General features: G+C 61.7%; 21 protein-coding genes. 1 reads left to right on the forward strand and 20 read right to left on the reverse strand.

Annotated elements, in window-relative coordinates:
• Positions 1-5: 5 nt before the first annotated feature.
• The 3 genes from purM to purB all read right to left on the reverse strand — a co-directional run bounded on the left by purM (position 6) and on the right by purB (position 3,992).
• Complete coding sequence (purM, locus tag FYJ85_RS09505; protein WP_158704108.1) at positions 6-1,049, reverse strand: phosphoribosylformylglycinamidine cyclo-ligase; 1,044 nt, start codon at positions 1,047-1,049, stop codon at positions 6-8.
• 85 nt (positions 1,050-1,134) lie between these two features.
• Positions 1,135-2,505, reverse strand: a complete 1,371-nt coding sequence (uxaC, locus tag FYJ85_RS09510) for a glucuronate isomerase (RefSeq protein WP_106054149.1) — start codon at positions 2,503-2,505, stop codon at positions 1,135-1,137.
• Between the two features lie 47 nt (positions 2,506-2,552).
• Positions 2,553-3,992, reverse strand: coding sequence for an adenylosuccinate lyase (gene purB / locus FYJ85_RS09515; RefSeq protein ID WP_206213074.1), 1,440 nt, complete (start codon positions 3,990-3,992; stop codon positions 2,553-2,555).
• Between the two features lie 143 nt (positions 3,993-4,135).
• On the opposite strand from purB, the gene FYJ85_RS09520 reads away from it, so the two are divergent.
• Complete coding sequence (locus FYJ85_RS09520) at positions 4,136-4,489, forward strand: VOC family protein (RefSeq protein ID WP_154418130.1); 354 nt, start codon at positions 4,136-4,138, stop codon at positions 4,487-4,489.
• An 83-nt stretch (positions 4,490-4,572) separates the two neighbouring features.
• Here FYJ85_RS09520 and FYJ85_RS09525 read toward each other — a convergent pair whose 3' ends face one another.
• The 17 genes from FYJ85_RS09525 to FYJ85_RS09605 all read right to left on the reverse strand — a co-directional run bounded on the left by FYJ85_RS09525 (position 4,573) and on the right by FYJ85_RS09605 (position 24,348).
• Positions 4,573-5,259, reverse strand: coding sequence for a LysM peptidoglycan-binding domain-containing protein (locus FYJ85_RS09525; protein WP_206213075.1), 687 nt, complete (start codon positions 5,257-5,259; stop codon positions 4,573-4,575).
• A gap of 2 nt (positions 5,260-5,261) precedes the next feature.
• The gene (locus tag FYJ85_RS09530) at positions 5,262-5,942 is read right to left on the reverse strand and encodes an RsmE family RNA methyltransferase (protein ID WP_106054145.1); all 681 of its coding nucleotides are present in this window, start codon (positions 5,940-5,942) and stop codon (positions 5,262-5,264) included.
• 76 nt (positions 5,943-6,018) lie between these two features.
• Positions 6,019-7,401, reverse strand: coding sequence for an ArsB/NhaD family transporter (locus FYJ85_RS09535; RefSeq protein WP_154418134.1), 1,383 nt, complete (start codon positions 7,399-7,401; stop codon positions 6,019-6,021).
• Positions 7,402-7,414: 13 nt separating this feature from the next.
• Positions 7,415-8,332, reverse strand: coding sequence for a PTS sugar transporter subunit IIA (locus tag FYJ85_RS09540; RefSeq protein WP_106054143.1), 918 nt, complete (start codon positions 8,330-8,332; stop codon positions 7,415-7,417).
• A gap of 193 nt (positions 8,333-8,525) precedes the next feature.
• Complete coding sequence (locus tag FYJ85_RS09545; protein WP_154418135.1) at positions 8,526-8,849, reverse strand: hypothetical protein; 324 nt, start codon at positions 8,847-8,849, stop codon at positions 8,526-8,528.
• Positions 8,850-8,927: 78 nt separating this feature from the next.
• On the reverse strand, positions 8,928-10,034 hold the full coding sequence (locus FYJ85_RS09550) for a glycoside hydrolase family 5 protein (RefSeq protein ID WP_154418137.1): 1,107 nt from the start codon (positions 10,032-10,034) through the stop codon (positions 8,928-8,930).
• Between the two features lie 277 nt (positions 10,035-10,311).
• Positions 10,312-11,022 carry a 16S rRNA (uracil(1498)-N(3))-methyltransferase gene (locus FYJ85_RS09555; protein WP_154418139.1) on the reverse strand — a complete coding sequence of 237 codons (711 nt, stop codon included), beginning with the start codon at positions 11,020-11,022 and terminating at the stop codon, positions 10,312-10,314.
• A gap of 21 nt (positions 11,023-11,043) precedes the next feature.
• On the reverse strand, positions 11,044-11,559 hold the full coding sequence (locus tag FYJ85_RS09560; RefSeq protein WP_154418141.1) for a hypothetical protein: 516 nt from the start codon (positions 11,557-11,559) through the stop codon (positions 11,044-11,046).
• A gap of 195 nt (positions 11,560-11,754) precedes the next feature.
• Complete coding sequence (locus FYJ85_RS09565) at positions 11,755-13,551, reverse strand: ABC transporter substrate-binding protein (protein ID WP_154418143.1); 1,797 nt, start codon at positions 13,549-13,551, stop codon at positions 11,755-11,757.
• Complete coding sequence (locus tag FYJ85_RS09570; RefSeq protein WP_154418145.1) at positions 13,552-15,030, reverse strand: rhamnulokinase; 1,479 nt, start codon at positions 15,028-15,030, stop codon at positions 13,552-13,554.
• Between the two features lie 12 nt (positions 15,031-15,042).
• Complete coding sequence (locus tag FYJ85_RS09575; RefSeq protein ID WP_106054135.1) at positions 15,043-16,122, reverse strand: 3-deoxy-7-phosphoheptulonate synthase; 1,080 nt, start codon at positions 16,120-16,122, stop codon at positions 15,043-15,045.
• 210 nt (positions 16,123-16,332) lie between these two features.
• Entirely contained in the window at positions 16,333-16,953 is a 621-nt protein-coding gene (locus FYJ85_RS09580; protein WP_154418147.1) for a V-type ATP synthase subunit D, read from the reverse strand.
• Between the two features lie 16 nt (positions 16,954-16,969).
• Positions 16,970-18,271, reverse strand: a complete 1,302-nt coding sequence (locus tag FYJ85_RS09585) for a V-type ATP synthase subunit B (RefSeq protein WP_106054133.1) — start codon at positions 18,269-18,271, stop codon at positions 16,970-16,972.
• Entirely contained in the window at positions 18,264-20,018 is a 1,755-nt protein-coding gene (locus tag FYJ85_RS09590; protein WP_154418149.1) for a V-type ATP synthase subunit A, read from the reverse strand. Before FYJ85_RS09590 ends, FYJ85_RS09585 begins: the two co-directional genes overlap by 8 nt.
• A gap of 31 nt (positions 20,019-20,049) precedes the next feature.
• The gene (locus FYJ85_RS09595) at positions 20,050-20,604 is read right to left on the reverse strand and encodes a DUF2764 family protein (protein WP_106054131.1); all 555 of its coding nucleotides are present in this window, start codon (positions 20,602-20,604) and stop codon (positions 20,050-20,052) included.
• Positions 20,605-20,632: 28 nt separating this feature from the next.
• Positions 20,633-21,235 carry a V-type ATP synthase subunit E family protein gene (locus FYJ85_RS09600; RefSeq protein WP_106054130.1) on the reverse strand — a complete coding sequence of 201 codons (603 nt, stop codon included), beginning with the start codon at positions 21,233-21,235 and terminating at the stop codon, positions 20,633-20,635.
• Between the two features lie 2,012 nt (positions 21,236-23,247).
• The gene (locus FYJ85_RS09605; RefSeq protein WP_206213076.1) at positions 23,248-24,348 is read right to left on the reverse strand and encodes a glycosyltransferase; all 1,101 of its coding nucleotides are present in this window, start codon (positions 24,346-24,348) and stop codon (positions 23,248-23,250) included.
• Positions 24,349-24,352: the final 4 nt, after the last annotated feature.

A 24,352-nucleotide genomic window follows, 5' to 3' on the forward strand; every position in this document is an offset into this window, starting at 1 on the left:
GGCCATCAATGAATCCGCACGTCGCGGTGGCCGGGAACGACTTCCCCGATCACCCCGGCGGTAAAACCCTTGCCGCGCGCGATCTCAAGCGCCTGGTCCACCGCCTTCGGCGGAACGAACCAGACCATGCCGACGCCCATGTTGAACACGCGGTACGCTTCGACCGGGTCGACATGCCCCTTCTCGACCAGCACCTTGAATACCGGCGGAATCGGCAGAACATCGGTGCGGAACACCACCGACACATCGTCCGGCAGAATGCGCGGAACGTTGTCGTAGAGTCCGCCGCCGGTGATGTGCGCGATGCCGTGGAGCGGCAGATCCGCATCCTGCGCCGCCCGGATCGCCGGGTAGTAGCAGATGTGCGGCTTCAGCAGCGCTTCGCCGACCGTCTCGCCAAGCTCTTCCAGATAGGTCTTGACCGTATAACCGCACTGCGAGAAAAAGATGTTGCGAGCCAGACTGAAGCCGTTGGTGTGCAGTCCGTTCGAACCGAAACCGATCGCAACGTAGCCCGGACGAATCTTCTCGCCGGTGATCATCTTCGACTTCTCGACCACGCCGGTGATGACGCCGACCAGGTCGAAATCATTGCCGTACATGCCGGGCATTTCGGCGGTTTCGCCGCCGAGGACCGCGCAGTTCGCCGCCTTGCAGGCATCGGCGATTCCGGTCAGCACATGCTCGTAGAGCGGGCTGCGGAGCTTGCCGATCCCGATATAGTCGAGGAAATAGAGCGGTTCGGCGCCCTGCACGGAAATGTCGTTGATGCAGTGGTTCACGATATCGTGGCCGACCGTGTCGTACTTCTCCATCATCATGGCGATCATGAGCTTCGTACCGACACCGTCGATGCTGGCGACCAGAACCGGCTCTTTGTACTTCGAGAGATCGAGCTGGAAGAGACCGCCGAAACCGCCGACCGGAGCGAGCATCTCGGGCCGCCGCGCTTCGGCGAACTTCTTCTTGACCTGGTCCAGTAGTGACGTCGCCAGGTCGATATCCACGCCGGCAGCCTTGTATAAATCGCTCTTCACCTTTTCGCTCATATGAATTTCCTCGGAAGTATTAAAAAAAACGTATTGTAAAAATCCCTTTTTTACATTTCGGGAATATACATGCCAAACGGCCCGATTACAAGTTCCAGAAGCGCTTGACGCCGGAATAGGAGATCCGCTCCGCGAGAGACATGGCGATCTCTTCCGGCATCTGGCCGCGCTCGACCATGCCGCCGAGAACATCCGCGAGTACGCGGCGGAACATTTCGAAGCGCGAACCGTAGCTCAGCAGCTTGCGCGAATCCGAAACCATGCCGGCGTAATTCGCCAGCACGTCGATCGAACCGACATATTCGAGCTGCCGGCGCATGCCGATCGGCGTGTCGTTCAGCCACCAGGCCGCACCGAGCGAAACCGTCGCTCCGAAAGCGCGGGTCAGCGTAGCAAGCGTCATCTGATGGATCGCGTCCATGCAGTAGAGCACGACCTTCAGCCGCCCGTCGAAACGGTTCAGGAAGCGGACCAGCGACGGCGTGTAGTCGATGAAATGGCTCGACACATCGCCGCCGACGTCGGGGCCGAGCTTTTCGTAAAGCGAGTAACGGACATCGCGCACCGCGCCGATATGAAGCTGGGTCACCCAGCCGGTCTCCGCATTCAGTGCGGCGGCTTCGGCCATGAAGGTCCCCATGTAGCAGTCGATCTCGGCCTGGGTCAGCTCCTTGCCGGCCAGCGCCTTCCGGAACGTCTCGTCCACATTGCCGAACGTGCAGTCGGCGTAAACCGGATACTCGAGCCCGTGATCGCTCGCCCGGCAGCCGTTCGCGGCAAAGTGCGCGTGCGACAGCTTCATCGCCGCAAGCATATCGTCGAAGCTCTCGACCTTCATGCCGAACCGCGCTTCGACCTGACGGATGTAGTCGCGCCAGCCGGGTGCGAAGATTTTCATCGCCTTGTCCGGACGCCAGGTCGGGCGCACCAGCACCCGGCCGACCGCCTCGTTGACCTGCTTGTGATACTCGAGCGTATCGATCAGGTCGTCGGTCGAGCTCATGACTTCGACATTCAGCGGCCCGGTCAGCAGCGCCTGCGGCCGGAAGGCGTCGGTGGCCAGCTTCGCATTGACCTCGTTCCAGATCTTCTCGCCGGTCGCTTCGGAAAGCTGTTCGGCGATGCCGAAGTAGTTCTTCAGGTCGAGATGGACCCACTCATAGACCGGATTCCCCGCCAGCTCCGGAAAAACCGCGGCCATGGCCAGGAATTTCGCCTTCGGTTCGGCGCAGCCGGTGATCAGGTCTTCGGGCACGCCGCGCTTGCGGAGCATCTCCCAGACGTAATGGTCGGTTGCGGCGAACAGCTGCCAGGCGTCCCGGTAGTTGTCGTTTTCCGCAATCTCCTTCAGATTCGCGTGGTTGTGCGGGTCGACGACCGGAAGATCCTTGATCGATGCAAAAATGCGCTTGCCGGTCTCATTCGAAATCAGGTAATCGGCATCCAGAAAAGCCATGATTCTCCATCTCCTTATTTATTCACGATTCTGCCACAGAATGAAAATCACACATTGACCGAGTCGGCGGCGGCGGCGGAAAGCTCTTTCCCGTACCGCTCCAGAATCGGCCGGATCTCCTCCGCGAGGAACTCCTGCACCTGCTGCGGCGCGCGGCCGACGAAGGTCGCCGGGTCGAGCAGCGAATCGAACTCGTCCCGGATGCAGTTGAACGCCGGATCGCTTTTCAGCCGTTCGAGCAGGTCGTTGTCGGCCCCCTCCTCCTTGACCCGGCGCGCCGCCGCCATCGAATGGGTCCGGATCACCTCGTGCAGCTCCTGCCGGTTGCCTCCCTTCTTCACGGCGGCCATCAGCAGATTTTCGGTCGCCATGAACGGCAGTTCGGCCTGGATGTGCTTTCTGATCACGTTCGGCCAGAGCTGGAGGCCGTCGGTGATGTTGATGAGCAGCGACAGGATGATGTCGACCGTCAGGAACCCTTCGCCGAGAATGATGCGGCGGTTCGCGGAGTCGTCCAGCGTCCGCTCGAACCACTGGGTTGATTCGGTCATCGCGGCATTACCGGGCAGGTTCATGACATAACGCGCCAGAGAACAGACCCGCTCGCTGCGCATCGGATTGCGCTTGTAAGCCATGGCGGAGGAACCGATCTGCTTCTTTTCAAACGGTTCCTCGACTTCTTTCAGGTTCGCGAGCAGCCGGATGTCGGTCGCCATCTTGGCCGCCGACTGGGCAATGCCGGAGAGGATCGACATGACGAAATAGTCGATCTTGCGCGTGTAGGTCTGCCCGGAGACCGCGATCACCCGGTCGAACCCCATTGCGGCCGCGACCGACTTCTCAAGCTCCCGGCACTTCGCATGGTCGCCGTCGAAGAGCTCGAGGAAGCTCGCCTGCGTCCCGGTCGTGCCTTTCACGCTGCGGAACGGCAGCTCCTCGATCTCGCGCTCCAGCCGCTCGAAGTCGAGCATGAAATCCTGAAGGTAGAGGCTGAAACGCTTGCCGACCGTGGTCAGCTGCGCCGGCTGGTAGTGCGTGAAGCCGAGCGTCGGCAGCGCCTTGTTGCGCTCGCAGAAGGCGGCCAGCTGATCCATGAGCTTCAGGAGCTTGCCGCGCAGGACCTTCATCCCCTCGCGCATCTGGATGAGCTCGGTGTTGTCGGTCACGAAGCAGCTCGTCGCCCCGAGATGGATGATCGGCATCGCATCGGGGCAGGATTCGCCGAACACATGGATATGGCTCATGACGTCGTGCCGCAGTTCCTTCTCCTTCGCCGCGACGCGGTCGAAATCGATATCCTCAAGGTGTTCGGACATCTGTTTGATCTGCCCGTCCGTAATGGCCAGTCCGAGCTTCTGCTCGCACTTCGCAAGCTCGAGCCAGAGCCGCCGCCAGGTTGAATGCTTGAACTGCGGCGACCAGATGTAGCTCATTTCTGCACCGGCGTAACGGTCGGTCAGCGGACTGGAATAGACATTGTGATTCACGAACACTTCTCCCTTCACCATGCGGCTTCAAACTGAAAATCACGCTTATTTATAAAATCGGAGTTGACTTCACTCGAAACAAAGCTTATTATAATTTAAGTCACAAATGCCGTTTTGGCAAGGAAAGAAATGGTAAATTATCTATGAATGCAACTCGTTTCGGCCTGATCCTCAAGGTAAACGATCTTGATGCGTGCCGAATCTTCTACCGCGACCTTCTCCAGCTCGGCGAACCGGTCCTCGACAGCACGTTCGCCGTGGTCTTCCATCTGACGGAGGAATTGGCCCTGACCCTCGAAAAAAGCGCGGCCGGTTATCTCGAACACGCCTCGGCCGCTTCGACCTTCTCCTTCGCCGTCCCCGACCTCGAAGCGTTCGCCTGCCGGCTCGACGACTGCGGTTATCCGCTCGAAAAAGACCCGATCCGCATCGGCATCATCGAGTACCGCCGGGGAACCGATCCGGAAGGAAATCCGTTTCTCGTTTTTCAGGAATAACAGGCCGCGGAACTCGATGGCAAGGCGAAGCGCCTCCTCCGAGTCGCGCGGCGCATGGGTGTGCGGCATGAGATTCCGAACCGTTATTCCGGGATGATCAACTGCTGGCCGACGCGCAGATTTCCGCTGCCGGTCAGGTGGTTCGCTTCCATGATCTTCGGGTATTTCGAGGCGGTTCCGTAAAACCGCTGCGCGATTTTGCCCGGCGTATCCCCCTGACGCACGGTGTAGGTGCGGGGGCCGGAGGATACGGACGGCGACGGCACGGAGGCCGGAGCGCCGTTCAGCAGCTCCGCAATCTTCCGGTTCTGGTTCTGGATGTAACGCTTCAGCTGGTCGTTCGTCCGGCGCAGCTGACGGTTCTCCGCCGCAAGCACTGCGACCGGCACCACCGGCAGCGGCTCGCCGGAGAGCTCTTTCAGCAGTTTGGCGCGAACCAGCTGCCGGTAATGCTCGACCGTGGCCCGGTCCGCCGCATCCTCCGGCACCAGGCGCAGATACTCTTCGTAGTGGTAAAGCGCGGAGGTCGGGTTGCCGAGCGTTTCGTCGTAAAGGCTGGCCAGCGCCAGATGACCCGGCGCGGAGTCCGGAACCCGCTCGAGATAACGCCGGAGATATCCCTCCGCCTCCACCGGATTCCCCTCGGAACGCAGTTGAGCCGCCTTCAGATAAAGCGGATGCTTCTCCGGTTCGGAGGGGCTGCAGCCCGCCGGAAACAGTCCGGCGAAGATCAGAAGCGGCAGCAGGAGCGGCAGGACCGTCGTTTTCATGTTCACCTCATCCATTGTCTCAGCACGGCGAGGCCGCAGACCGCGGCGGTTTCGAGCCGCAGCACATAGGGGCCGAGATTCAGCCCGCGCACGCCGGCCTCCCGCATCGCCGATTCCTCTTCTTCCGTAAAACCGCCTTCGGGGCCGACGAACCAGGCGAAGTCGCCGTCCGCCGCGACCGCCCGCTCCGCGGAACGGACGGCGCCGAAGAAAGCGCTCACCCCGCCGCGCCGGACCTCCTCCAGCGCGGCCGCCAGCGGAACCGGAGGCACGATGCGGGGCAGAAACGGGTTCTTCGACTGCTTGCACCCCTCCTGCAGCAGAAGCTGCCAGCGGTCGCTGCCCTCCGGCTTCGCCACCGACCGGGCACATTCAATGAGGCGGACCGACCAGACGCCGAGCTCCGCCGCCTGTTTCAGCAGCACATCGAACTTCGCCTTGCGCGGAACCGCGCAGAACAAATGAAGCTTCTTCTCCGGCTCCGGACAGCGCTCCGTTTCCAGAAGTTCGATGCATCTCTCCTCACGGACGATACCCGTCATGCGGCAGCCCCGGCCGTCGAACAGCTCGACCTCGTCGCCGGGACGCGCCCGCAGCGTCTTGAAAAGGTGGTCGCGTTCCCGCGGATTCAACGCGACGGCCTCCCCCGGATTTCCCGACAGTTCTGTAAAAAATGTATGCATGGCCAACAAAAAACCTTCCGGCCGATTACTTTACAGCCGGAAGGAGAAAAAAGCAAGACTCTCCCGTTGTGAACGGTCAGAAAATATATCTGAAATACAGATAGACCGAGCAGATCGCCACCGAAAGAATCATCAGCGGGAACCCGTAACGGGTGAATTGCCAGAAGGTGACCGGATAACGGTTCTTGCGCGCGATCTGACAGACCACGACGTTGGCCGAGGCGCCGATCAGCGTTCCGTTGCCGCCGAGGCAGGCGCCGAGCGCAAGCGCCCAGAACAGCGGCTCCCGGATCTGCGCGGTAATCAGCTCCTCCGAACCGGCAATGCCCATCTGCCCGGCGAATATCGGGACGATCGACTGAATCAGCGGAATCATCGAAATCACCAGCGGGATGTTGTCGATAACCGCCGACAGGATCGCGCTCCCCCAGAGAATGATCATCATGGTCAGGGCGAAATTGCCGTCGGTCATATGGATCATCCACTGGCCGAGACTGTTGAATACGCCGTCGATCTCGAGCGCGCCGACCATCATGAAGAGTCCGCTGAAAAAGAGGATCGTGTTCCACTCGACCTTTTCGAGCATGTGCGAAAGTTCGATTTTGCAGACCAGCGCCATGACGAAGGCGCCGCAGATCGCGATGATGCCGGGTTCAAGTCCGGTCAGGCGGCTGGTGAAAAAGCCGAGCAGGACGAAGGCGAACACCCACATCGAGCGGGAGAGCCGGGCCGGTTCGAGAATCGCAAGCTTCGGCTCGGTCAGGCGGACCTGCGCCACGGCGCTCGGCGCCGTCCTCAGGTTCTTGCGCATCTGAAGCAGCACCACGCCGAGCGTCACGGCCATCACGATCAGGACGACCGGGGTCAGGTTGATCAGGAAATCGTTGAACGAAAGGTTGCAGCTCGCGCCGATCAGGATGTTCGGCGGGTCGCCGATCAGCGTCGCCGTGCCGCCGATGTTCGAGAAGATCGCCTCCATGATCAGGATCGGCACGGTCGGCAGCCGCAGAAGCTGCGTAATGAGAATCGTCACCGGCGCCATCAGGATGACGGTCGTCACATTGTCCATGAAGGCCGAAATGAAGGCGGTCGCCAGCAGGAACTCCATGACGACCAGCACGCCGTTGCCCTTGGTCTGCCGGGCGATCTTCACCGCCAGGTATTCGAAAACGCCGGTCGTCGCCATGATGTTGACGATGACCATCATGCCGATCAGCAGCCCGAGCACATTCAAATCGATCTTCCCGAGCATGTCGTTGAAACCGGCTACGCCGAGAGCGATCATCAGCCCGGCGCCGAGCATGGCCGCGATCGTCTTGTCGACTTTCTCGGACGCGATGAAAAGGTAGGCGGCTGCGAAAATGGCCACCCCGATCCACATATGGGTGCTGCCTGCGGCGCTTCCGGCAAGTTCGGAGGCAGCCTCCGCCGCACCGAAGAATAAATTGGATGCAAACATGATGAACTGCTCCTCAGAGATTGATGATTCGTTTCAAAAGCAGCGTGCGGTCGATCACGCCCAGCAGCTTGTTGCGTTCGCCGACGATGTAGATCAGCGGACACTTCTGCACCGATATCGCAAAGACGATTTCGATCAGCGTGGCGGTCTCGGGAAACGCCTTGAATTCCGTATTCATGACATCCGACACCTTCGAGGCGATCTCGACGGCGAAATACTCTTCGAACGGGTCGAAGTAGCGGATGAAACCGACGCTCTTCAGCTGCGAAAAGAAATCCGGAATGCCGAGCTTGAACAGGTCGTCGGCGACGATCTCGCCGACCAGTTTGTCGCCGTCGAGCACCGGAACCGCCGCGGCGCGGTGATCCGCCATCAGCCGGGTCGCCTCCTGCAGCGGCATCTCGGGGGAGAGCGCGAGCCGGGGCGGTCCCATGATGTCGGAAGCGATGACCGCCGGCGGCCGCTGCTTGCGGATCTCCCGGAACAGCCGGACCATCTCGTCACTGGACTCGCAGGAGCGCAGCCGGTCCCGCCAGACCGGATTGTGCATGACGGCGGCGAGGTCGGCCATGAAGCGCAGCCCCTCCATCGGCCGTTCCTCCGGAATCAGCAGCATACAGCCGAAGACAACCGGCACATCGTCCGGCGTCTCGCAATCGAGCGGATGCTCCAGCGTGGTGCAGACCGCGCACAGAGATTCGAGTTTGCCCACCCGGGCATGCGGCAGGATCAGGCCGCAGCCGAGCGTGGTGGGGCTCTGGTTTTCGCGTTCCCAGATCATATCGAGGATCGCGCTGGAAGTCAGGTCGAGCTTGCGCAGCGGTTCGAGCTTGGCTGCGTGCGAGGCCAGCTTCCGGAACAGTTCGGCCGGATCCGCGGCCGACATGCGGCTCACCACGTTCCAGGCAACATTGAACGGAGCGTCATTCATGGCATCATCTCCTCATTCATCCGCGCGGATCCGTTCCGCACGGAGGCGTTTCCCTTCATCCTCCCGACGGTGCGGGAAGCGGACAATCGCAATAAAGTTCGACTGTCCTGAAATTTTCAAATTCCTCACTCCTGAAATAAATTAACACCGGAGCCGTTGATTTTCAAGCAGAAAACCGGAACGGCCGATAAAATCAGCAGCGCAGATGGGGAATGATGCCGGAATGAATCCGGACCGGAACTGACTCGAAGGACGATTCCGGCAAATGGAAGTTCTGCCGGAAAAAAAACGGCTGCTCCTGCAGAAGCAGCGGCGGAGCCGGAACGAACAACTGCTCCGCCTTGAACGAAATCACGGCAGGCGGCAGATCCGTATCATGGCTGCCGGTGAGGGCGGAGAACACCGGGCCGCCCTGCTCCAGGCAGAAAACGGGCGGCTGAAACGCCGCGCACCAGCCCGACACGCACAAAACGAGCAGGAGGGCGCAGAAACTGAAAAAGCATGCATTCGCTCTCATAATAGCCTTTTAACATACACCCTTCCGCCTCAAAATACAAGCGGGATACCGATCCGGACGGCGAAAAAGCGGCGATGCTCAGGGACGGTTGCGGCGAAAATAGTTGGTGTACGGAAGTTCGGCGGGGTACGGCGTGCACCAGTCCCAGCCGCGCTTTTCAGCCGCATCGATGAAACGGCCCGGGACGTCACTCTCGAAGGTCCGGACGAAAATCCGGGCGCCGTTGCGCCGCTGGAAGCCGATGAGCGACGCGAGCCGTTCCTCCGGCGGCCTTCCGCCGCTCCCGCGAATATCGACCGCATAGACGATATCCGGCAGCGGCAGCGCGGAAAAACCGTCGAATGCTTCGGGGGAGCCGAACACATCCGCCGAAACCAGAAGCGGCACCGTCCCGCCAGCCTGCCGCACAGCCAGAGCGCGTTCGTATCCGGCCGGACCGCCGCCGAGATCGAGCCCGGCCAGCGCCGGATGCTCCTTCACATTCCGGGCCAGCTCCGCCAGAGAAGCGGGAGAGAGCGCGGCGCAGTCGACCACGGCTTTCAGCCCGGCCTCCCGCGCGGCATCCAGCTGCCGCTCCGGCCGCGTCCCGGCGCGGAAGCGGAGCAGGTTGGCGCCGGCAGCGGCGGCGGCACGGGCTTCGTCCACGCCGAACTCCTCCGGCATCGAACAGCCGCGCCGCAGCGGAGAGTCGGTCACCCGCGCCGTATACTCCGACTTGAAATTCTCCGGCAGAACCGGCGGCTCCTCCGGAAAAAAATTGACCAGCTGACCGAAAGCTGAGCGGATAAACGGTCCGTCAAGCCGGTAAGGCGACGACGGCAGCGGCTCTTCGGATTTTTCACTTTCCGGCAGCAGGAACACCAGTTGGCCGACTTCGCCGTACACGTCGCCGTCCCAGTAATGCAGCCGGACACAGCCAGCCGGATAACGCAGGACTGCGTAACGACCGCTCTCCGCATCGGTCGGGACAACCCTGCTCCGCACCAGCGGCCGCTCCGCCGTTTCCGACGCGAAAAAGCGCCACGGCCGCCCCGCCGGGACCACCGGCTGCAAAACGGGACAGCTGCCGGAAAGGAGCGGCGGCGCCCCGTCGGATTCGGAGAAAAACTCCACCCGGAAACACGGCTCCCCGGCAAACAGGGCGAAAACGGCGAAAAAAGCCGGAAGTCCCCATAAAAATCTCATGAACGCAGCATCCTCATTTTTTCCTTCGATTCCGGAAGAACCATCGCAGATTCATGATGGTGAATGAATTGGTATAAGATAGCGCCCCGGCCGGAAAAAAGCAAGGCGCCGCCCGGAAAATCCCGGGAGTTCCGGCCGGCGGAATGCGGCGCCCCCGCAAATTGCCGGCTGCGGAGGAGATGCCGATACGCCCTCAAAGTCCCGTTGCACGGCAAAATCCCAACCGGGTCCGGAGCAGAACCGGACAATGCCGGATGTGCCGCCTGCATTCTCCGGTTCAGGGCGCGATGCGGGCCAGCAGCGCCGTGACGGCGAATTCCGTCCGCATGATCCGGCGGCCGAAACTCATCGGCGTCACTCCGTTCGCGGCCAGCAAACCGATCTCATACTCCGTGAATCCTCCCTCAGGACCAACGACAAGCGTGATTTTGCCGGATAAGTGACGGGGAAGTGACGCCTCGGCTGCCGGGTGACCCGCTATCGCCGTCGTCCCGGCCGCAACGCCGGGCAGCTCGTCCTCGACGAACGGCTTGAACCGGCGCCGGAATTCAACCGCCGGCAATACCGTATCCCCGGCCTGTTCCAGCGCCAGCAGCAGATTTTCCCGGACGCTTTCCGGCCCGATCAGCGGCGTCGACCAGTAACTCTTATCGACCTTCCAGCTCTCGATGAAAATCATCCGTTCCGTCCCCATGACCGTCGCCGTGTGCAGGACTTTCAGAAATGTCTTGGGGCGCGGCAGCGCCGCGATCAGAGTGACGGCCAGCTTCGGCGGCGGCTCCCCGTTCCAGGCGACGGAGAGCTCCGCCGTTTCCGGCGTGATCGACAAAAGCTCCGCCGTGCCGGTCAGACCGTTCAGCAGGCCGGCCTTGCAGCGCTTGCCGGGCTCGGCGCGGATCACGTCGGCAAGCTGGCGCAGACGCCGTCCCGAAATACGCACGACGGAGCCGGAAATGAAGTCGGAGGGTTCCAGCAGCAGAAGATTCAACGGATTCTCCCGGGTACAGCCTTATTTTTCCAGCACGTCCCGGACCGATATGCTCGTGATCAGCCAGCGGTCCTCCCGCTTTTCGAGCGTACAGTAGAGATCGCGCACCTCGTTGACCGTCTTGCCGTCGTTCAGCCGCCCGTCCAGCGTGCCCGTGAATACCGCCGACGCCCTGTCCGGCGGTTCGACCGTGATCGCGACATCGCGCATATCCACGACGCAGCTGCGGAACATCGAGCGCACCCGCGCCATCGTCGAAGTGATTTCGGCCGGCGTGTAAATGCCGCCGAACATCTCGTGCCGGAAATCGATCCGGCACTCCGGCGCAAACACCTTGTCCGTACCGTTGATCTTCATCACTCCGACCGCCGCCTTCTCATTCTCGTACTTGGACGAAATCCGGCAGAGCTGCCGCAGTGTCCGGCGAACCTGCGCCTCGTCACTGTCTTGACCCAGATACCAGAGCGACACCCCGCCGAGGGCGAACACGACTGCAAACAGCAGCCACAACCATTTTTTCTTCAGAAAACCATACATCTGACACCTCTTATATTCCTCAAAAAGTTGCTTCATCTTCGACCACCGGTCCCAGATCTTCCGGGCTCGCCGCCCAGAAGTTTCGGGTACTTTTCGGGAGCCCGGTTCTCTGAAAAAACCAGGCCCGACACTCCATGCCGTGCTTGTCGAGAAAGGCACTGTTCCTGTTTCGACGGCATAACATGCCACCTCTTTCTATTGCATGTTCAGCTCCGCGAAACTGAGCGGTTTGAATGTACTCCGGAGACGGTCCCGTTTCGCCGGGTCGACCGACAGATATTTCCATTTGAAAAAGACGAAATCGTGCGGGTGATAATTCTCCAGCCACGCATGATTCAGCTGATACGCGATCGGGAACCCCTCGAAAACCCACGGCACCCGGTCGGCCAGATAACGGACCATCTGCTTGTAACGCCTGGTCCGCTCCGGAGAATCCGGCATCGGCAGAATCTCTTCGAACATCCGGTCGAACTCCGGGTCGCTGAAGCCGACCCGGTTGCAGCCGCCGATGTTCTTGCTGTAAAAGAGCTGCAGAAAGTTCTCCGCATCCGGATAATCCCCGACCCACGACAGCCGAAACAGCTGGAGCTTCCCCTGACGCAGCTTTTCGTAGAAACGAGGATTGTTGTTCAGCACCGGTTCGACCTCGATGCCGATCGCGCCGAGATCCGCCGCCGTCAGCTCGCCGAGCTGCCGGTAGGCCGAACTGTTGCCGGTCTGGTCGAAGCTGAAACGGAGCGGTTTTCCGGTGGCGGGGTCGATCCCGTCCTTGAACCCGGCCTTTTCCAGATGCAGCTTCGCAAGCTCCGGGTCATCCGCACACCACGGATTCCGGAACGCCTCGTCGAATCCGGCCACGCCGGGCGGAATCGGTCCCTGCGCCGGAATCAACTGGTAATTCGTATGCTCGACGCGCCGCTGAACATTGTAGGCGAGGCTGATTGCGCGCCGGAGCTCGAGGTTCTTCCCGAGCAGCGGGTCCGAAAAGTTGAATCCGACATAGCGCACCTCGAATTCCGGAGTCCGCAGCAGCCTGATCCCGCGCGCCGCCAGCGCCGGGGAAAGCGTTTTTCCCCCGCCTGCAACAAGGTCGAGGTTGTCCTTGTCGAGCGCATTCAGATCGAGCCGTCCCTGCAGAAACAGCAAATAAGAGGACATCGGCTGCTTGACCAGGTAGAAGACCACCCGGTCGGCCAGCGGCAGCGGACGGCTCCGGTCAGCCGGATTCTCGGCTTCCGGATAGTACTGAACCCGGTAGTCCGGATTCCGGTCGAGCTGGAGCTTGTAATCGTTGATCCAGCTGGTCAGCACGAACGGACCGGAGCCGACCGGATGGCGCGCGAGCGACTCCCCGTAGAATTCCGCCGCCCGCCGCGACACGACCGCCGCATTCGGAATTGCCAGCATATACAGAAAACGCGGGTCGGGCTTGGTCAGGTGAATCTCGAAATTCAGGTCGTCGAGAATGCGGAAGCCTTCGATTCCGGCATCGTAATCGGGCGCATCCGCTTCATGAAACGCATCGAGCCCCCGGATTTTGCCGCGAAAAAGCCAGTAAACCGGGCTGTGGTTCCGGCGGTCGGCGATGCGCAGAATCGAATAAAGCACATCCCTGGCGGTGATCCGCCGCACCTCCTCCGGCAAACCGTCAAAACAGCGGTCCGCCGCAAACCGCAGGTCGTCCCGCAGCCGGAACGAGTAGACGTCGAGCGCCGCATTCGCCTTCGGCATCCCGGCCAGCATGGAGGGGACGAGTTTGTACGGGCGTGCCGCATAATCGTATTCGAGCAGCGTGTCGTAAATGCCGGCGACCATATTCCGGCTCGACAGATCGTCCGCCTGCGCCGGGTCGAGTGTCTTGACCCGGCTGCCGCCGGAGGAATAGAGCGTCCTCAGCGGCGTTTCGCCGCCGGCTGCCGCCGAACACAGCAAAAAGAGCGCCGCCGCCGTCAGGCGGAGCGCTCTTCCGATGCTGGTAGTCCTGCTGCCCACTTACTTCGCGAGCTTTTCGAACCGCTCGATCTGGCTGTTGTAAAACGCATGACGCGCTGCATCCGGCACGTAGGTCTTGACCTCGAACGAGCTGTTCACGACCCGGCGCGCTTCGGCCAGCGAACCGACTTTGCCGGCCGCCATCGCCTGCGCAAGCAAATTCCCGATCGCAGTCGCCTCGACCGGCCCCGCCACGACCGGGAAATTCAGCGCATCGGCGGTCAGCTGCATCAGCAGCCCGTCCTTCGTGCCGCCGCCGACCACGTTCAGGCACTGATACCGGGTTCCAAGCAGCTGTGCCAGCACATTGAGCTTCGTGCGGAAATAGAGCGCCAGCGAATCGTAAATCGCCCGCACGACTTCGCCGTCGTTCGTGATCTTCCCCTGCCCGGTCCGCTCGCAGAAATCGATAATGCGCTGCGGCATGTCGCCCGGCGTGACGAACGAAGCGTCGTTCGGGTTGATCAGGAATCTGCAGGGCTCGGAGCTGAGCGCCATCTGTTCCATCTCGGCGAAGGAAACCGGCGTCGGCTTCGTTTCGTTCCAGACCCGGCGCGTCTCCTGGAAGAGCCAGCTGCCCATGATATTCGACAGGAAGCGGATCTTGCCGTCAAGCCCGCCTTCGTTCGTGAAACTGTTCTTCTCGGAATCCGCGTTGCGGAACGGTTTTTCAATTTCGGCGCCGAGCAGCGCCCAGGTTCCTGCGCTGATGTAGGCCCAGCTGCCGCTTTCGGGCGCCGGGACCGCCGCCACCGCGCTGGCCGTGTCGTGCGAACCGACCTTGATGATCGGAACCGGTCCGCAGCCGAGCTCCTTCTGCAGCTCCTCCGACAACGTGCCGGAGAAGGTGCACGGCTTGACGATCTCCGGAAACACATCGCGCGGCAGGCCGAGCCGGTCGATGATCTCCCAGTCCCACTCTTTCCCGACCGGATCGAGCAGATTCGTCGTCGAGCATTCGGTGTACTCGCTCGTGCGTTCGCCGCCGAGATAGTAGGCCAGCGCATCCGGCATGGTCAGGAAGAAGCTGTCTTTGAAATCCTCCGGATGCATCCGGTGATGCGCCGCAAGCTGGTAGACCGTGTTCAGAAGCATGCACTGGATGCCGGTCCGCTCATAAAGCTCCTGTTTCGAAATCTTGTTCCAGACGTCGGTCTCCGGCGAATCCGTGCGCACATCGCGATAGTGATACGGCCAGCGCCGCATCTTTCCGGTCGCCTTATCGAAAAAGACATAGTCGACGCCCCAGGTGTCGATGCCGATGCCGTCGAGCTCCGGCTCGACCGCAAGCGCCTTGCGCAACCCGTTTTTAAGCTCCAGGCAAAGCTGCGGATAATCCCAGTAAATCGCGCCGTCCTTCTCCGTCGGGCCGTTTGCGAAGCGATGCACCTCGGTCAGAGAAAGCCTGCCGTTCTCCAGTCTGCCGATCATCGCCCGCCCGCTCGAGGCCCCCAGATCAAATGCCAGAAAGCTGCTCATCAAGTTCCTCTCCTATTCTTCGGTATTTGTTTTGAAGGCGTCCCTGCCGTAAATCTCCCCGAGCCGGTCGTAGCTCATGCGGATCAGCTCCTCGGTTTCTTCCCAGCCGACACAGCCGTCGGTGATCGAGATGCACGGGTCCGGCTTTTCGCCCGGCTTGATCTTCTGTGCCCCGGGCTGGAGATTGCTCTCGAGCATGACGCCGGCCAGCGCGGTTTCGCCGTCGGCGATCTGGCTGAGCACGTCCCTGAGGACGATCCCCTGCTTGCGGTAATCCTTGCCCGAATTCGCATGGCTGCAGTCCACGATGATCGCGGGCGGAATTTTCGCCTTTTTCATCGCGACCTTCAGAAACGCGATATGCTCAGCCCCGTAGTTCGGGCCGCCGCCGCCGCGCAGCACGATATGCGCGTACGGGTTCCCGCGCGTGCGGAAAACTCCGACGTGGCCGTCCTCCAGCACACCGATGAAGCTGTGCTCGCTGCGCGCCGTCGAAATCGCGTCGATCGCAATCTGGAACGAACCGTCCGTCGCATTCTTGAAACCGACCGGCATCGAGAGGCCGCTGCCGAGCTGGCGGTGGGTCTGCGCCTCGGTCGTGCGCGCGCCGATCGCGGCCCAGGAGACCGCGTCGGCGATGTACTGCGCGATGATCGGGTCCAGCATCTCGGTCGCAACCGGCAGCCCGAGATCGACGATCTTCAGCATGAGACGGCGCGCGATGAAAATACCCTTCTCGATGTTGTAGCTCGCATTCAGATCGGGATCGTAGATCAGCCCCTTCCAGCCGAGCGTCGTCCGCGGCTTCTCGAAATAGACCCGCATGACGATCAGTATCCGTTCCTTCACCTCTTCGCTGAGCGCGCGGAGCCGCTCGGCATATTCGATCGCGGAATCCGGATTGTGGATCGAGCACGGTCCGACGATCATCATGAGACGCTTCGATTTTCCGTCCAGGATATCGCAGATCTCCTGCCGCGAATCCATGACCTTCATCACCGCGTCCAGCGACAGCGGCAGTTCGGAGCGGATTGCGCCCGGACTCGAAAGCACGCTGCGGCTTGCGATATTGATATTGTTGCTGCTCTTCATGATACAGTTCCCTGAGGCACTCGTGTCAATTCTTCCATCATGCCTCACATGAAAGAAATAATATACTGTCTTTCCGGCGTATTGCAAGCCGCACCGGCGGCTGTTCCGGAAGGATTCCCTCCGGGCTATTCAACGCAACAGCGCTCTTTCAAACGGATCCGCCGATTTGAAAGAGCGCATTGCCGCAGGAACGGGAAACCGTTCCCGGAATCAGGAAGCGGCCTGTTCCGCCGCTTCCTGAGATTTCTTCTTGGCGATTTTCGACCGCGCCACGGCACTCGTGTCGAGGTCGCCGAGCATGATCCGGATCCGGCGGATATTCTCTTTGCACTCCGGAATCTTGACCTTCTCGAAGAGGTTCACGCGCTGCGACGTGCTGCGCAGCTCCGCCGACAGCAGCCGGTGCTGCTCTTCGAGCACCTTGTACGCCTCGCGCAGCGAAACCGCATCCTTCAGCGCCTGCACCGCGTCATCGACATACCACTCCGTATCGAACAGATCCCAGTCGGCCGGCTCGAACTCGACCCGGTCGAAGGTCGGAATCGCAATGCCCGCGATATTCTCCTCGCCGGTGAGCACACGGCGCACCCGGACCAGGCCCTCGAAGAAAGCGACTTCCGCATCGCTGCTGAAAAGCTCAAGGAAGCTGCTCATGCGGTCGACCAGCTCCTTCTGCTCCGCGAGATTCCGTTCGAGCTCCTCGGTACTGAGCCGCACCTCCATCTGGAGCTGCTGCTTCTTCAGCTGCAGCGTCGGCAGGAAACGGACGAACTGCTTCAGCGCGTCCTGCTGGCTCTTGAGCTCGGTTTTCGTGAATTTGATCTTGGCCATCGCTTGCCCTCCGGGCTTATTTCTTCGCCTCGGGCCAGTACTGGTCGACGAGGTCGGTCTTGATGCCGACTTCGTTCCGGTCGAAACAGTCGGCCAGAATCTTCCAGCCGAGATCGAGCGCGTCTTCGAGCGAAATATTGACCGTCAGATCCATCATATTCTTCTCGAACAGCCTGCCGTACTTCAGGAGTTTCTTGTCCCACGCCGACATCTGGAAACCCATCGACTGCTTTTCGAGCGTGCTCTTGTAGTCCGAATAGAGCCGGATCATCGAATCCATGATCGCGCGGTGGTCCGGCCGGGTCTTGCCGTTGACCTGCTGCTTCAGGCGTGACAGCGAACCGAACGGCTCGATGCGGCCGTTGCGCAGATAGAACTGTCCCTCGGTGATGTAACCGGTGTTGTCCGGCACCGGATGGGTCACGTCGTCGCCCGGCATGGTGGTTACGGCGAGAATCGTGATCGAACCGGCCGAATCGAAGTCGACCGCCTTCTCGTAGCGGCTCGCCAGCTGGCTGTAGAGGTCGCCCGGATAACCGCGGGTCGCCGGAATCTGCTCCATCGTAATCGCGATTTCCTTCAGCGCATCCGCAAAGTTCGTCATGTCGGTCAGCAGCGCGAGGACCCGCTTGCCCTCGAGCGCGTACTGCTCGGCCACGGCGAGCGCCATGTCCGGCACCATCAGGCATTCCACGATCGGGTCCGACGCGGTGTGGACAAACATGACCGTGCGGGAGAGCGCCCCGTGCTCATCGAGCGTATTCTTGAACTTCAGATAGTCATCGTACTTGAGCCCCATGCCGCCGAGCACGATCACGTCGACCTCCGCCTGCAGCGCAATGCGCGCAAGCAGCTCGTTGTACGGTTCGCCCGCAATCGAGAAGATCGGCAGCTTCTGCGACTCGACCAACGTGTTGAACACGTCGATCATCGGAATGTTCGTGCGGATCATGTTGCGCGGAATGATGCGCTTGGCCGGATTCACCGACGGTCCGCCGATGTCGACCATGTCGGAGGTGACGTCCGGCTTGCCGTCGCGCGGCGCGCCGCGGCCGGTGAACACGCGCCCGAGCAGCGCATCCGAACTCGAAACCTGCATCTGCCGCCCGAGGAAACGCACCTGGTCGCCCGTGCTGATGCCGCGGCTGCCCGCGAACACCTGCAGAGAAACCTTGCCGTCCGCGAGGCGGATGACCTGCGCGAGGGAGACGCCGCGCGCGCTGGTGACTTCGGCGAGCTCGTTGTAGCTGACGTCGTCGGCTTCGACGGTGATCACGTTGCCGGCGATATGGATGATTTTGTGATAGACTTTACGCATTTACCGTGCTCCGTTCCGCGATTTTGGCTTCGATGGCAGCTTCCTGATCCTTGAACTCCTGCGTGTCCATGGCGAGATAGTTGAGGTCCATGAACATCTGGCGCAGGTTCAGGAAATAGCTGCGGGCGGTATCTTTGTCCGGCAGCGAGAAAGCGCCGGAGAGAACCTTGTAGATCCGGTCGAACATGTATCGCTGGCGTTCCGCGCTGGTGGCGCCGTCGACGTCGTCGAAGGTGTTCTGCTGCAGATAGACGTAGTCGAGGAATTCGCTCTTCAGATAGACGACGAAGTCGTTCAGGCTCGTTCCCTCCTCACCGATGACCTTCATCATCTGGTTGACCTCGGCGCCCTGCCGCAGAATGCCGCGCGCGAATTCAACCTCCTTCTGGTCGACCACGCTTTTGTATTTGCTCCAGCTGTCGAGCGGGTGGATCGCCGGGTAGCGGCGCGCGTCGGAACGCTCGCGCGAAAGCCCGAGGAATGCGCCGACCACCTTCAGCGTCGCCTGCGTCACCGGCTCTTCGAAGTTGCCGCCGGCCGGAGAAACCGCGCCGCCGATGGTGACCGACCCGAGTTCACCGGTCCGCAGCTTCACAAGCCCGGCACGTTCGTAGAAACCGGCGATCAGCGACTCGAGATAGGCCGGAAACGCCTCCTCGCCCGGAATCTCCTCAAGGCGGCCGGACATTTCGCGGAGCGCCTGCGCCCAGCGCGAGGTCGAGTCAGCCAGCAGAAGGGTATTGAGCCCCATCTGGCGGTAATATTCGGCGAGCGTCACCGCCGTATAAACCGACGCTTCACGCGCGGCCACCGGCATTGAGCTCGTGTTGCAGATGATGATCGAACGGTTGATGAGCGGCTGGCCGGTGCGCGGGTCCTCGAGCTCCGGGAACTCGCGCAGGATCTCGACGACTTCGCCCGCCCGCTCGCCGCATGCCGCGATGATGACCACGTCGGCTTCGGCATAGCGGCTGATCGCGTGCTGCAGAACCGTCTTCCCGGCGCCGAACGGCCCCGGCGTACAGAAGGTTCCGCCGACCGCAACCGGGAAAAAGGTGTCGATGGTCCGCTGCTGGGTCACGAGCGTCTTCTCCGGCAGCAGCTTTTCCGCATAGTCGGAAATCGGAATCTTGACCGGCCACTGCTGGGTCATCGTGATATTCCGCTTCTCGCCCTGTTCATTTACGGCGACGGCCATTACGTCGTCGATCGTGTATTCACCGGCGGGCGTGACTGATTCGAGCGTCCATTCGCCCTTCCAGGCGAGCGGAACCATGATATAATGCCTGATGATGCCTTCCGGCACGAAACCGACGCGGTCGCCCGGACGGACCTTGTCGCCGGCAGCGGCGACCGGCGTATACGCCCACTTCACCGTACGGTCGAGCGCGCGCAGATAGACGCCGCGCTGCAGGAAGAAGCCGGACTTCTCCGCCAGCAGCGGCAGCGGATTCTGCAGCCCGTCATAAACCTGGGTCAGAAGGCCGGGACCGAGCTCGACCGAAAGCAGTTCGCCGGTGAATTCGACTTCGTCACCGACCTTGAGGCCGTTCGTGCTCTCGAATACCTGCAGGTCGGCGCGGTTGCCGCGGACGCGGATGACTTCGCTTTTGAGCTTGGTGTCGGCGTCGTCGCCGACGCGGGCGAACGCCACTTCATTCTGCATGACGCGGTCGGTGAATTCAATGGTGATCATATTCCCATTGACCGCGACCACCTTTTCAGTGTTCTTCTTACCCTCTGCCATTTATTGAAACTCCTGACTCAAATGGATGTTATTACTCGTTGCCGGAGGCGGCTCCGCCTGCGATGCGGTCGACTGCCGCGTTGAAGTTCGACCGTCCCTTTTCCACGCTGCGGCCGCGGTACCGATTCAGAATCTCGAGCCGGAGCCGGTAGACGCAAAGCCCGTCAAAATCGAATTCATGCCCCGCTTCGAGGTCGTCGAGCATGCGCCAGCGGATGCGGTCGACGGCCTTTTCCCGCTCGACCGGGTCGGAAACCGCGGCCAGCGCCCCCATGGCGGCATCGACTTCGCCGAAATAGAGTTCGGGGTCCGGGAGATGGACGGCCCGCTCTTCATCCCTGCCGGCGCGGCGCTCGGCGATGCGGGTCCGCAGATACTGTTCGAACCGGGCATAGGCGGCATAGACGGGCGGAAGTCCGGCGGCGGAGCCGGGCTCCCTGCCGACCCGGAGCGAGCCCTGCTTCAACCGGGCCAGCGCCCCGGGGGTCATCTGACCGGCGCAGAGCTCGTCGAAATCGGCAACGCTCATGCCGGGGTCCCTGCCCAGGGCCAGGCCCGGCAGAGAAGCGGAAAGAAAGTAGTACATGGTTCGCCGTCCCGTTTCGCTTGAACTGTTATTCGCCCTTCAGGATCGACGCCAGCCGGGGGCCGATGTAGTCCGCGACAAGCTCGGTCACCGCTTCGCTGGTGAAATCGAAATAAACTTCGCCGTCCTTGAAACTGACCTCGAAACCGCCCTTGATCCCGGAGTCGCCGAACACCTGCGGCGCATTCCGGAATCCGGCGGCCAGAGAGGCTTTCATGGCCTTGTCGAGTGCCGGAACGTCCTTGACGGCGGTAAGAACGGTGATCCGGCCGTTCGGATCGGTTGCGAATTTCGCAGCGAACTCCTTGATGAGGGAAGCCATGAATTCGGGAGTCAGCGCCTGGTCGGCGGCGGCGGAGACGGCGCGGGTCATACGTTTTTCAAGCTCCTGCCGGAGCTCGAGGATGATGTCGCGCGCGGCCTGGCGGACTGCCGCCTCGGCCCGTTTTTCGATGCCTTCGGCCTGTTCTTCGGCCTGCCTGACCGCCGCCTCGGCGTCGGCCTTCGCCTTCGCCCGGATCGCTTCGGCCTCTTTTTTCGCTTCGGCGATAATCCCGGCGGCAGTTGCTTCCGCCTCCTTCACGCCTTTTTCATTGATTTTATCGAGCAGACTCTGGAGTTTTTCCGCCATCTTGGTTGCCCCCGCTTATAAATACAGTTGTTTTTGTCGCAAATATTCGCTTGGTAATGTAGTTCCGAAACAATCTTTTTTCAAATAAGGAGTTCCGAAAATAGCGGAAATAACCGTTTTTTCCCGCGAATCTCCGACAAAGCGGCAAAAAGCGCGGCATGTGCCGCTGTAACATAAAAGCGCGGCATGTGTCAGTACAGTTCCCGAAAAGCACCCGAAGCTTTCGGGCGACGGGCCCAAAGACCCGGAACCGGGAAACTGTGTTCAGGGGACCGCTCACAATGTTAAAATGCGCACTTCTGATGCCACAACGCACCCGGCAGGGAGCGAAGCGACCGGGTTCAGGGCCATTCGGCCCTGGCGAGGTTCCAAGGGGCACGGAGCCCCTTGGCGGAGTCCGAGGCGGCGCCTCAGGTTGACCCGGGCGAAGCCCCTGCGCAAAAATCCGCAACGAAGTTGCGGTGCTTCGCCCGGTGTGAGCGGCGCGGCGGACGCCGCGGAGCGGTCAAAGGGTCTATCGCGTTGCAATCCCGGCTAACAAGGATTGACCGGAGCCGCGAACATTGTTAAAATGCGAGCCGTCAATGTTGCAGACAGGGGGGAGCGCGCCCCTTCCGGGGCGCGGTCTTTATGCGCATTCGCGCAACAGACCGTGCGGGCTCCCCGTCCGAATCTTCGATTCGGTTTGTGAGCTGGTCGTTCCGCCCGCAGGCTGCCTCCGGCGGCCGGGGCGCTTCGCCCCCGGACCCCAGACCGGCAGGGTGCCGGTGCCGGCGGCGGCGAAGCCGCCTTGTAATTCCGGGCAACCATGATTGACCGGAGCCGCGAACATTGTTACAATGCGAACCCTTGGTGTCACAACACGCCTGTGGGGAGCGCCTGCGCGACCGGGTTCAGGGCCTTTTGGCCCTGGCGAGGTTCCAAGGGGCGCGGAGCCCCTTGGCGGAGTCTGAGGCGGCGCCTCAGGTTGACCCGGGCGAAGCCCCTGCGCAAAAATCCGCAACAAAGTTGCGATGCTTTGCCCGGTGTGAGCGGAGCGGTCAAAGGGTCTATCGCGTTGCAATCCCGGCTAACAAGGATTGACCGGAGCCGCAAACATTGTTAAAATGCGAGCCGTCAATGTTGCAGACAGGGGGGGAGCGCGCCCCTTTCGGGGCGCGGTCTTTATGCGCATTCGCGCAACAGACCGTGCGGGCTCCCCGTCCGAATCTTTGATTCGGTTTGTGAGCTGGTCGGTACGCCCGCAGGCTGCCTCCGGCGGCCGGGGCGCTTCGCCCCCGGACCCCAGACCGGCAGGGTGCCGGTGCCGGCGGCGGCGAAGCCGCCTTGTAATTCCGGGCAACCATGATTGACCGGAGCCGCGAACATTGTTACAATGCGAACCCTTGGTGTCACAACACGCCTGTGGGGAGCGCCTGCGCGACCGGGTTCAGGGCCTTTTGGCCCTGGCGAGGTTCCAAGGGGCGCGGAGCCCCTTGGCGGAGTCTGAGGCGGCGCCTCAGGTTGACCCGGGCGAAGCCCCTGCGCAAAAATCCGCAACAAAGTTGCGGTGCTTTGCCCGGTGTGAGCGGCGCGGCGAACGCCGCGGAGCGGTCAAAGGGTCTATCGCGTTGCAATCCCGGCTAACAAGAATTGACCGGAGCCGCGAACATTGTTAAAATGCGAACCGTCAATGTTGCAGACAGGGAGGAGCGCGCCCCTTCCGGGGCGCGGTCTTTATGCGCATTCGCGCAACAGACCGTGCGGGCTCCCCGTCCGAATCTTCGATTCGGTTTGTGAGCTGGTCGTTCCGCCCGCAGACTGCCTCCGGCGGCCGGGGCGCTTCGCCCCCGGACCCCAGACCGGCAGGGTGCCGGTGCCGGCGGCGGCTCCGCCGCCTTGACCTTCACTTCATCATCTCTTCGGCCAACTTCAGCGTCGTTCCGCCCGCAGGCTGCCTCCGGCGGCCGGGGCGCTTCGCCCCCGGACCCCAGACCGGCAGGGTGCCGCCGCCTTAACCGGCGCGGGCACGTTTACTTCAGCGTCTCCGCCACGATGCGGGAGATTTTATCGCGGAAGATCTCACCCGAAAAGCGCGCCGCGTTTCTTCGCAACTCCGCCGGCAGGAAACAGCGCCCCTTGAACTCCTCAACCGCTCCGAGCAGCGACGCTTCGCTCTGCTCGTCAAAAAACAGTCCCGTCCGGCCTTCCACAACGCTCTCAAGCGCGCCCCCGGCACGGAACGCGATGACCGGGCAGCCGGCCGCTTGCGCTTCAACCGGCACAATCCCGAAATCCTCGATCCCCGGAAACACCAGCGCCCGGGCCCCTGCGTACAGCTTCCGCAATGTCTCATCGTCCGGCGCCACGACGAATTCGACGTTTTTCCCGGCTATCGCCCGCAGCCTCGGCAGCTCCTCGCCGGAACCGGCCACAATCAGCCGGTCGTCAAGCCGCGAAAAAGCACGGACCGCAAGCTCCGGCCGTTTGTAGGCGGTCAACTGCCCGGCCAGCAGGAAATAACCGCGCTCCATCTCCGGCGCAGCCCCGAAGAAGCCGATATCCGCCGGAGGATGAACCACCTCCGCGTCACGCCCGTAAATCCGCCTGATCCGCTCGGCCACAAAACGGGAATTCGCGATGAAGCGATCCACGCATTCGGCCGATTCAAGGTCGTACCGCCGCAGCCGGTCGCGGAACAGCCGCATCGCCAGCCGCCCCGGCAGCGAGGCGTTCCGGTAATATTCGTCATAGAGGTCCCAGACATAGCGCATCGGCGTATGGCAGTAGCAGATGTGGCGGCAGCCGGCCGGCTTGCGGACCCCCTTCACCGGACCCGATTCGCTGCTGAACAGCAATTCGTATTCCGAAAAATCCCATCGTTTCTGGGCCGCCGGCATCAGCGGAAGGCAGCATTGGCAGAAACGACGTCCTCCGGGGAGCCGCGCAATCATCGACTCGCGGATCGGATGGCGCGTGATCTCCGCCGACAGCCGGTCGCGGCAGCAGGCGTGCGTATAAATATCCGCCTCCGGAAAAAGGCGGCAGAGCTGCTCGAATACCCGCTCGCCGCCACGCATGGCCACCAGCCAGTAATGCAGCAGCGCCGTCTTCTGTCCATTTTCCCGATCCACTGCT

This window comes from Victivallis lenta, assembly GCF_009695545.1.
In the GTDB taxonomy this organism is placed as follows: domain Bacteria; phylum Verrucomicrobiota; class Lentisphaeria; order Victivallales; family Victivallaceae; genus Victivallis; species Victivallis lenta.

Coding starts and splice junctions, on each gene's coding strand:
- purM (WP_158704108.1), bottom strand. CDS start 1,049: ATGAGCGAAAAGGTGAAGAGCGATTTATACAAGGCTGCCGGCGTGGAT.
- uxaC (WP_106054149.1), bottom strand. CDS start 2,505: ATGGCTTTTCTGGATGCCGATTACCTGATTTCGAATGAGACCGGCAAG.
- FYJ85_RS09520 (WP_154418130.1), top strand. CDS start 4,136: ATGAATGCAACTCGTTTCGGCCTGATCCTCAAGGTAAACGATCTTGAT.
- FYJ85_RS09525 (WP_206213075.1), bottom strand. CDS start 5,259: ATGAAAACGACGGTCCTGCCGCTCCTGCTGCCGCTTCTGATCTTCGCC.
- FYJ85_RS09530 (WP_106054145.1), bottom strand. CDS start 5,942: ATGCATACATTTTTTACAGAACTGTCGGGAAATCCGGGGGAGGCCGTC.
- FYJ85_RS09535 (WP_154418134.1), bottom strand. CDS start 7,401: ATGTTTGCATCCAATTTATTCTTCGGTGCGGCGGAGGCTGCCTCCGAA.
- FYJ85_RS09540 (WP_106054143.1), bottom strand. CDS start 8,332: ATGAATGACGCTCCGTTCAATGTTGCCTGGAACGTGGTGAGCCGCATG.
- FYJ85_RS09545 (WP_154418135.1), bottom strand. CDS start 8,849: ATGAGAGCGAATGCATGCTTTTTCAGTTTCTGCGCCCTCCTGCTCGTT.
- FYJ85_RS09550 (WP_154418137.1), bottom strand. CDS start 10,034: ATGAGATTTTTATGGGGACTTCCGGCTTTTTTCGCCGTTTTCGCCCTG.
- FYJ85_RS09560 (WP_154418141.1), bottom strand. CDS start 11,559: ATGTATGGTTTTCTGAAGAAAAAATGGTTGTGGCTGCTGTTTGCAGTC.
- FYJ85_RS09570 (WP_154418145.1), bottom strand. CDS start 15,030: ATGAGCAGCTTTCTGGCATTTGATCTGGGGGCCTCGAGCGGGCGGGCG.
- FYJ85_RS09575 (WP_106054135.1), bottom strand. CDS start 16,122: ATGAAGAGCAGCAACAATATCAATATCGCAAGCCGCAGCGTGCTTTCG.
- FYJ85_RS09580 (WP_154418147.1), bottom strand. CDS start 16,953: ATGGCCAAGATCAAATTCACGAAAACCGAGCTCAAGAGCCAGCAGGAC.
- FYJ85_RS09585 (WP_106054133.1), bottom strand. CDS start 18,271: ATGCGTAAAGTCTATCACAAAATCATCCATATCGCCGGCAACGTGATC.
- FYJ85_RS09590 (WP_154418149.1), bottom strand. CDS start 20,018: ATGGCAGAGGGTAAGAAGAACACTGAAAAGGTGGTCGCGGTCAATGGG.
- FYJ85_RS09595 (WP_106054131.1), bottom strand. CDS start 20,604: ATGTACTACTTTCTTTCCGCTTCTCTGCCGGGCCTGGCCCTGGGCAGG.
- FYJ85_RS09600 (WP_106054130.1), bottom strand. CDS start 21,235: ATGGCGGAAAAACTCCAGAGTCTGCTCGATAAAATCAATGAAAAAGGC.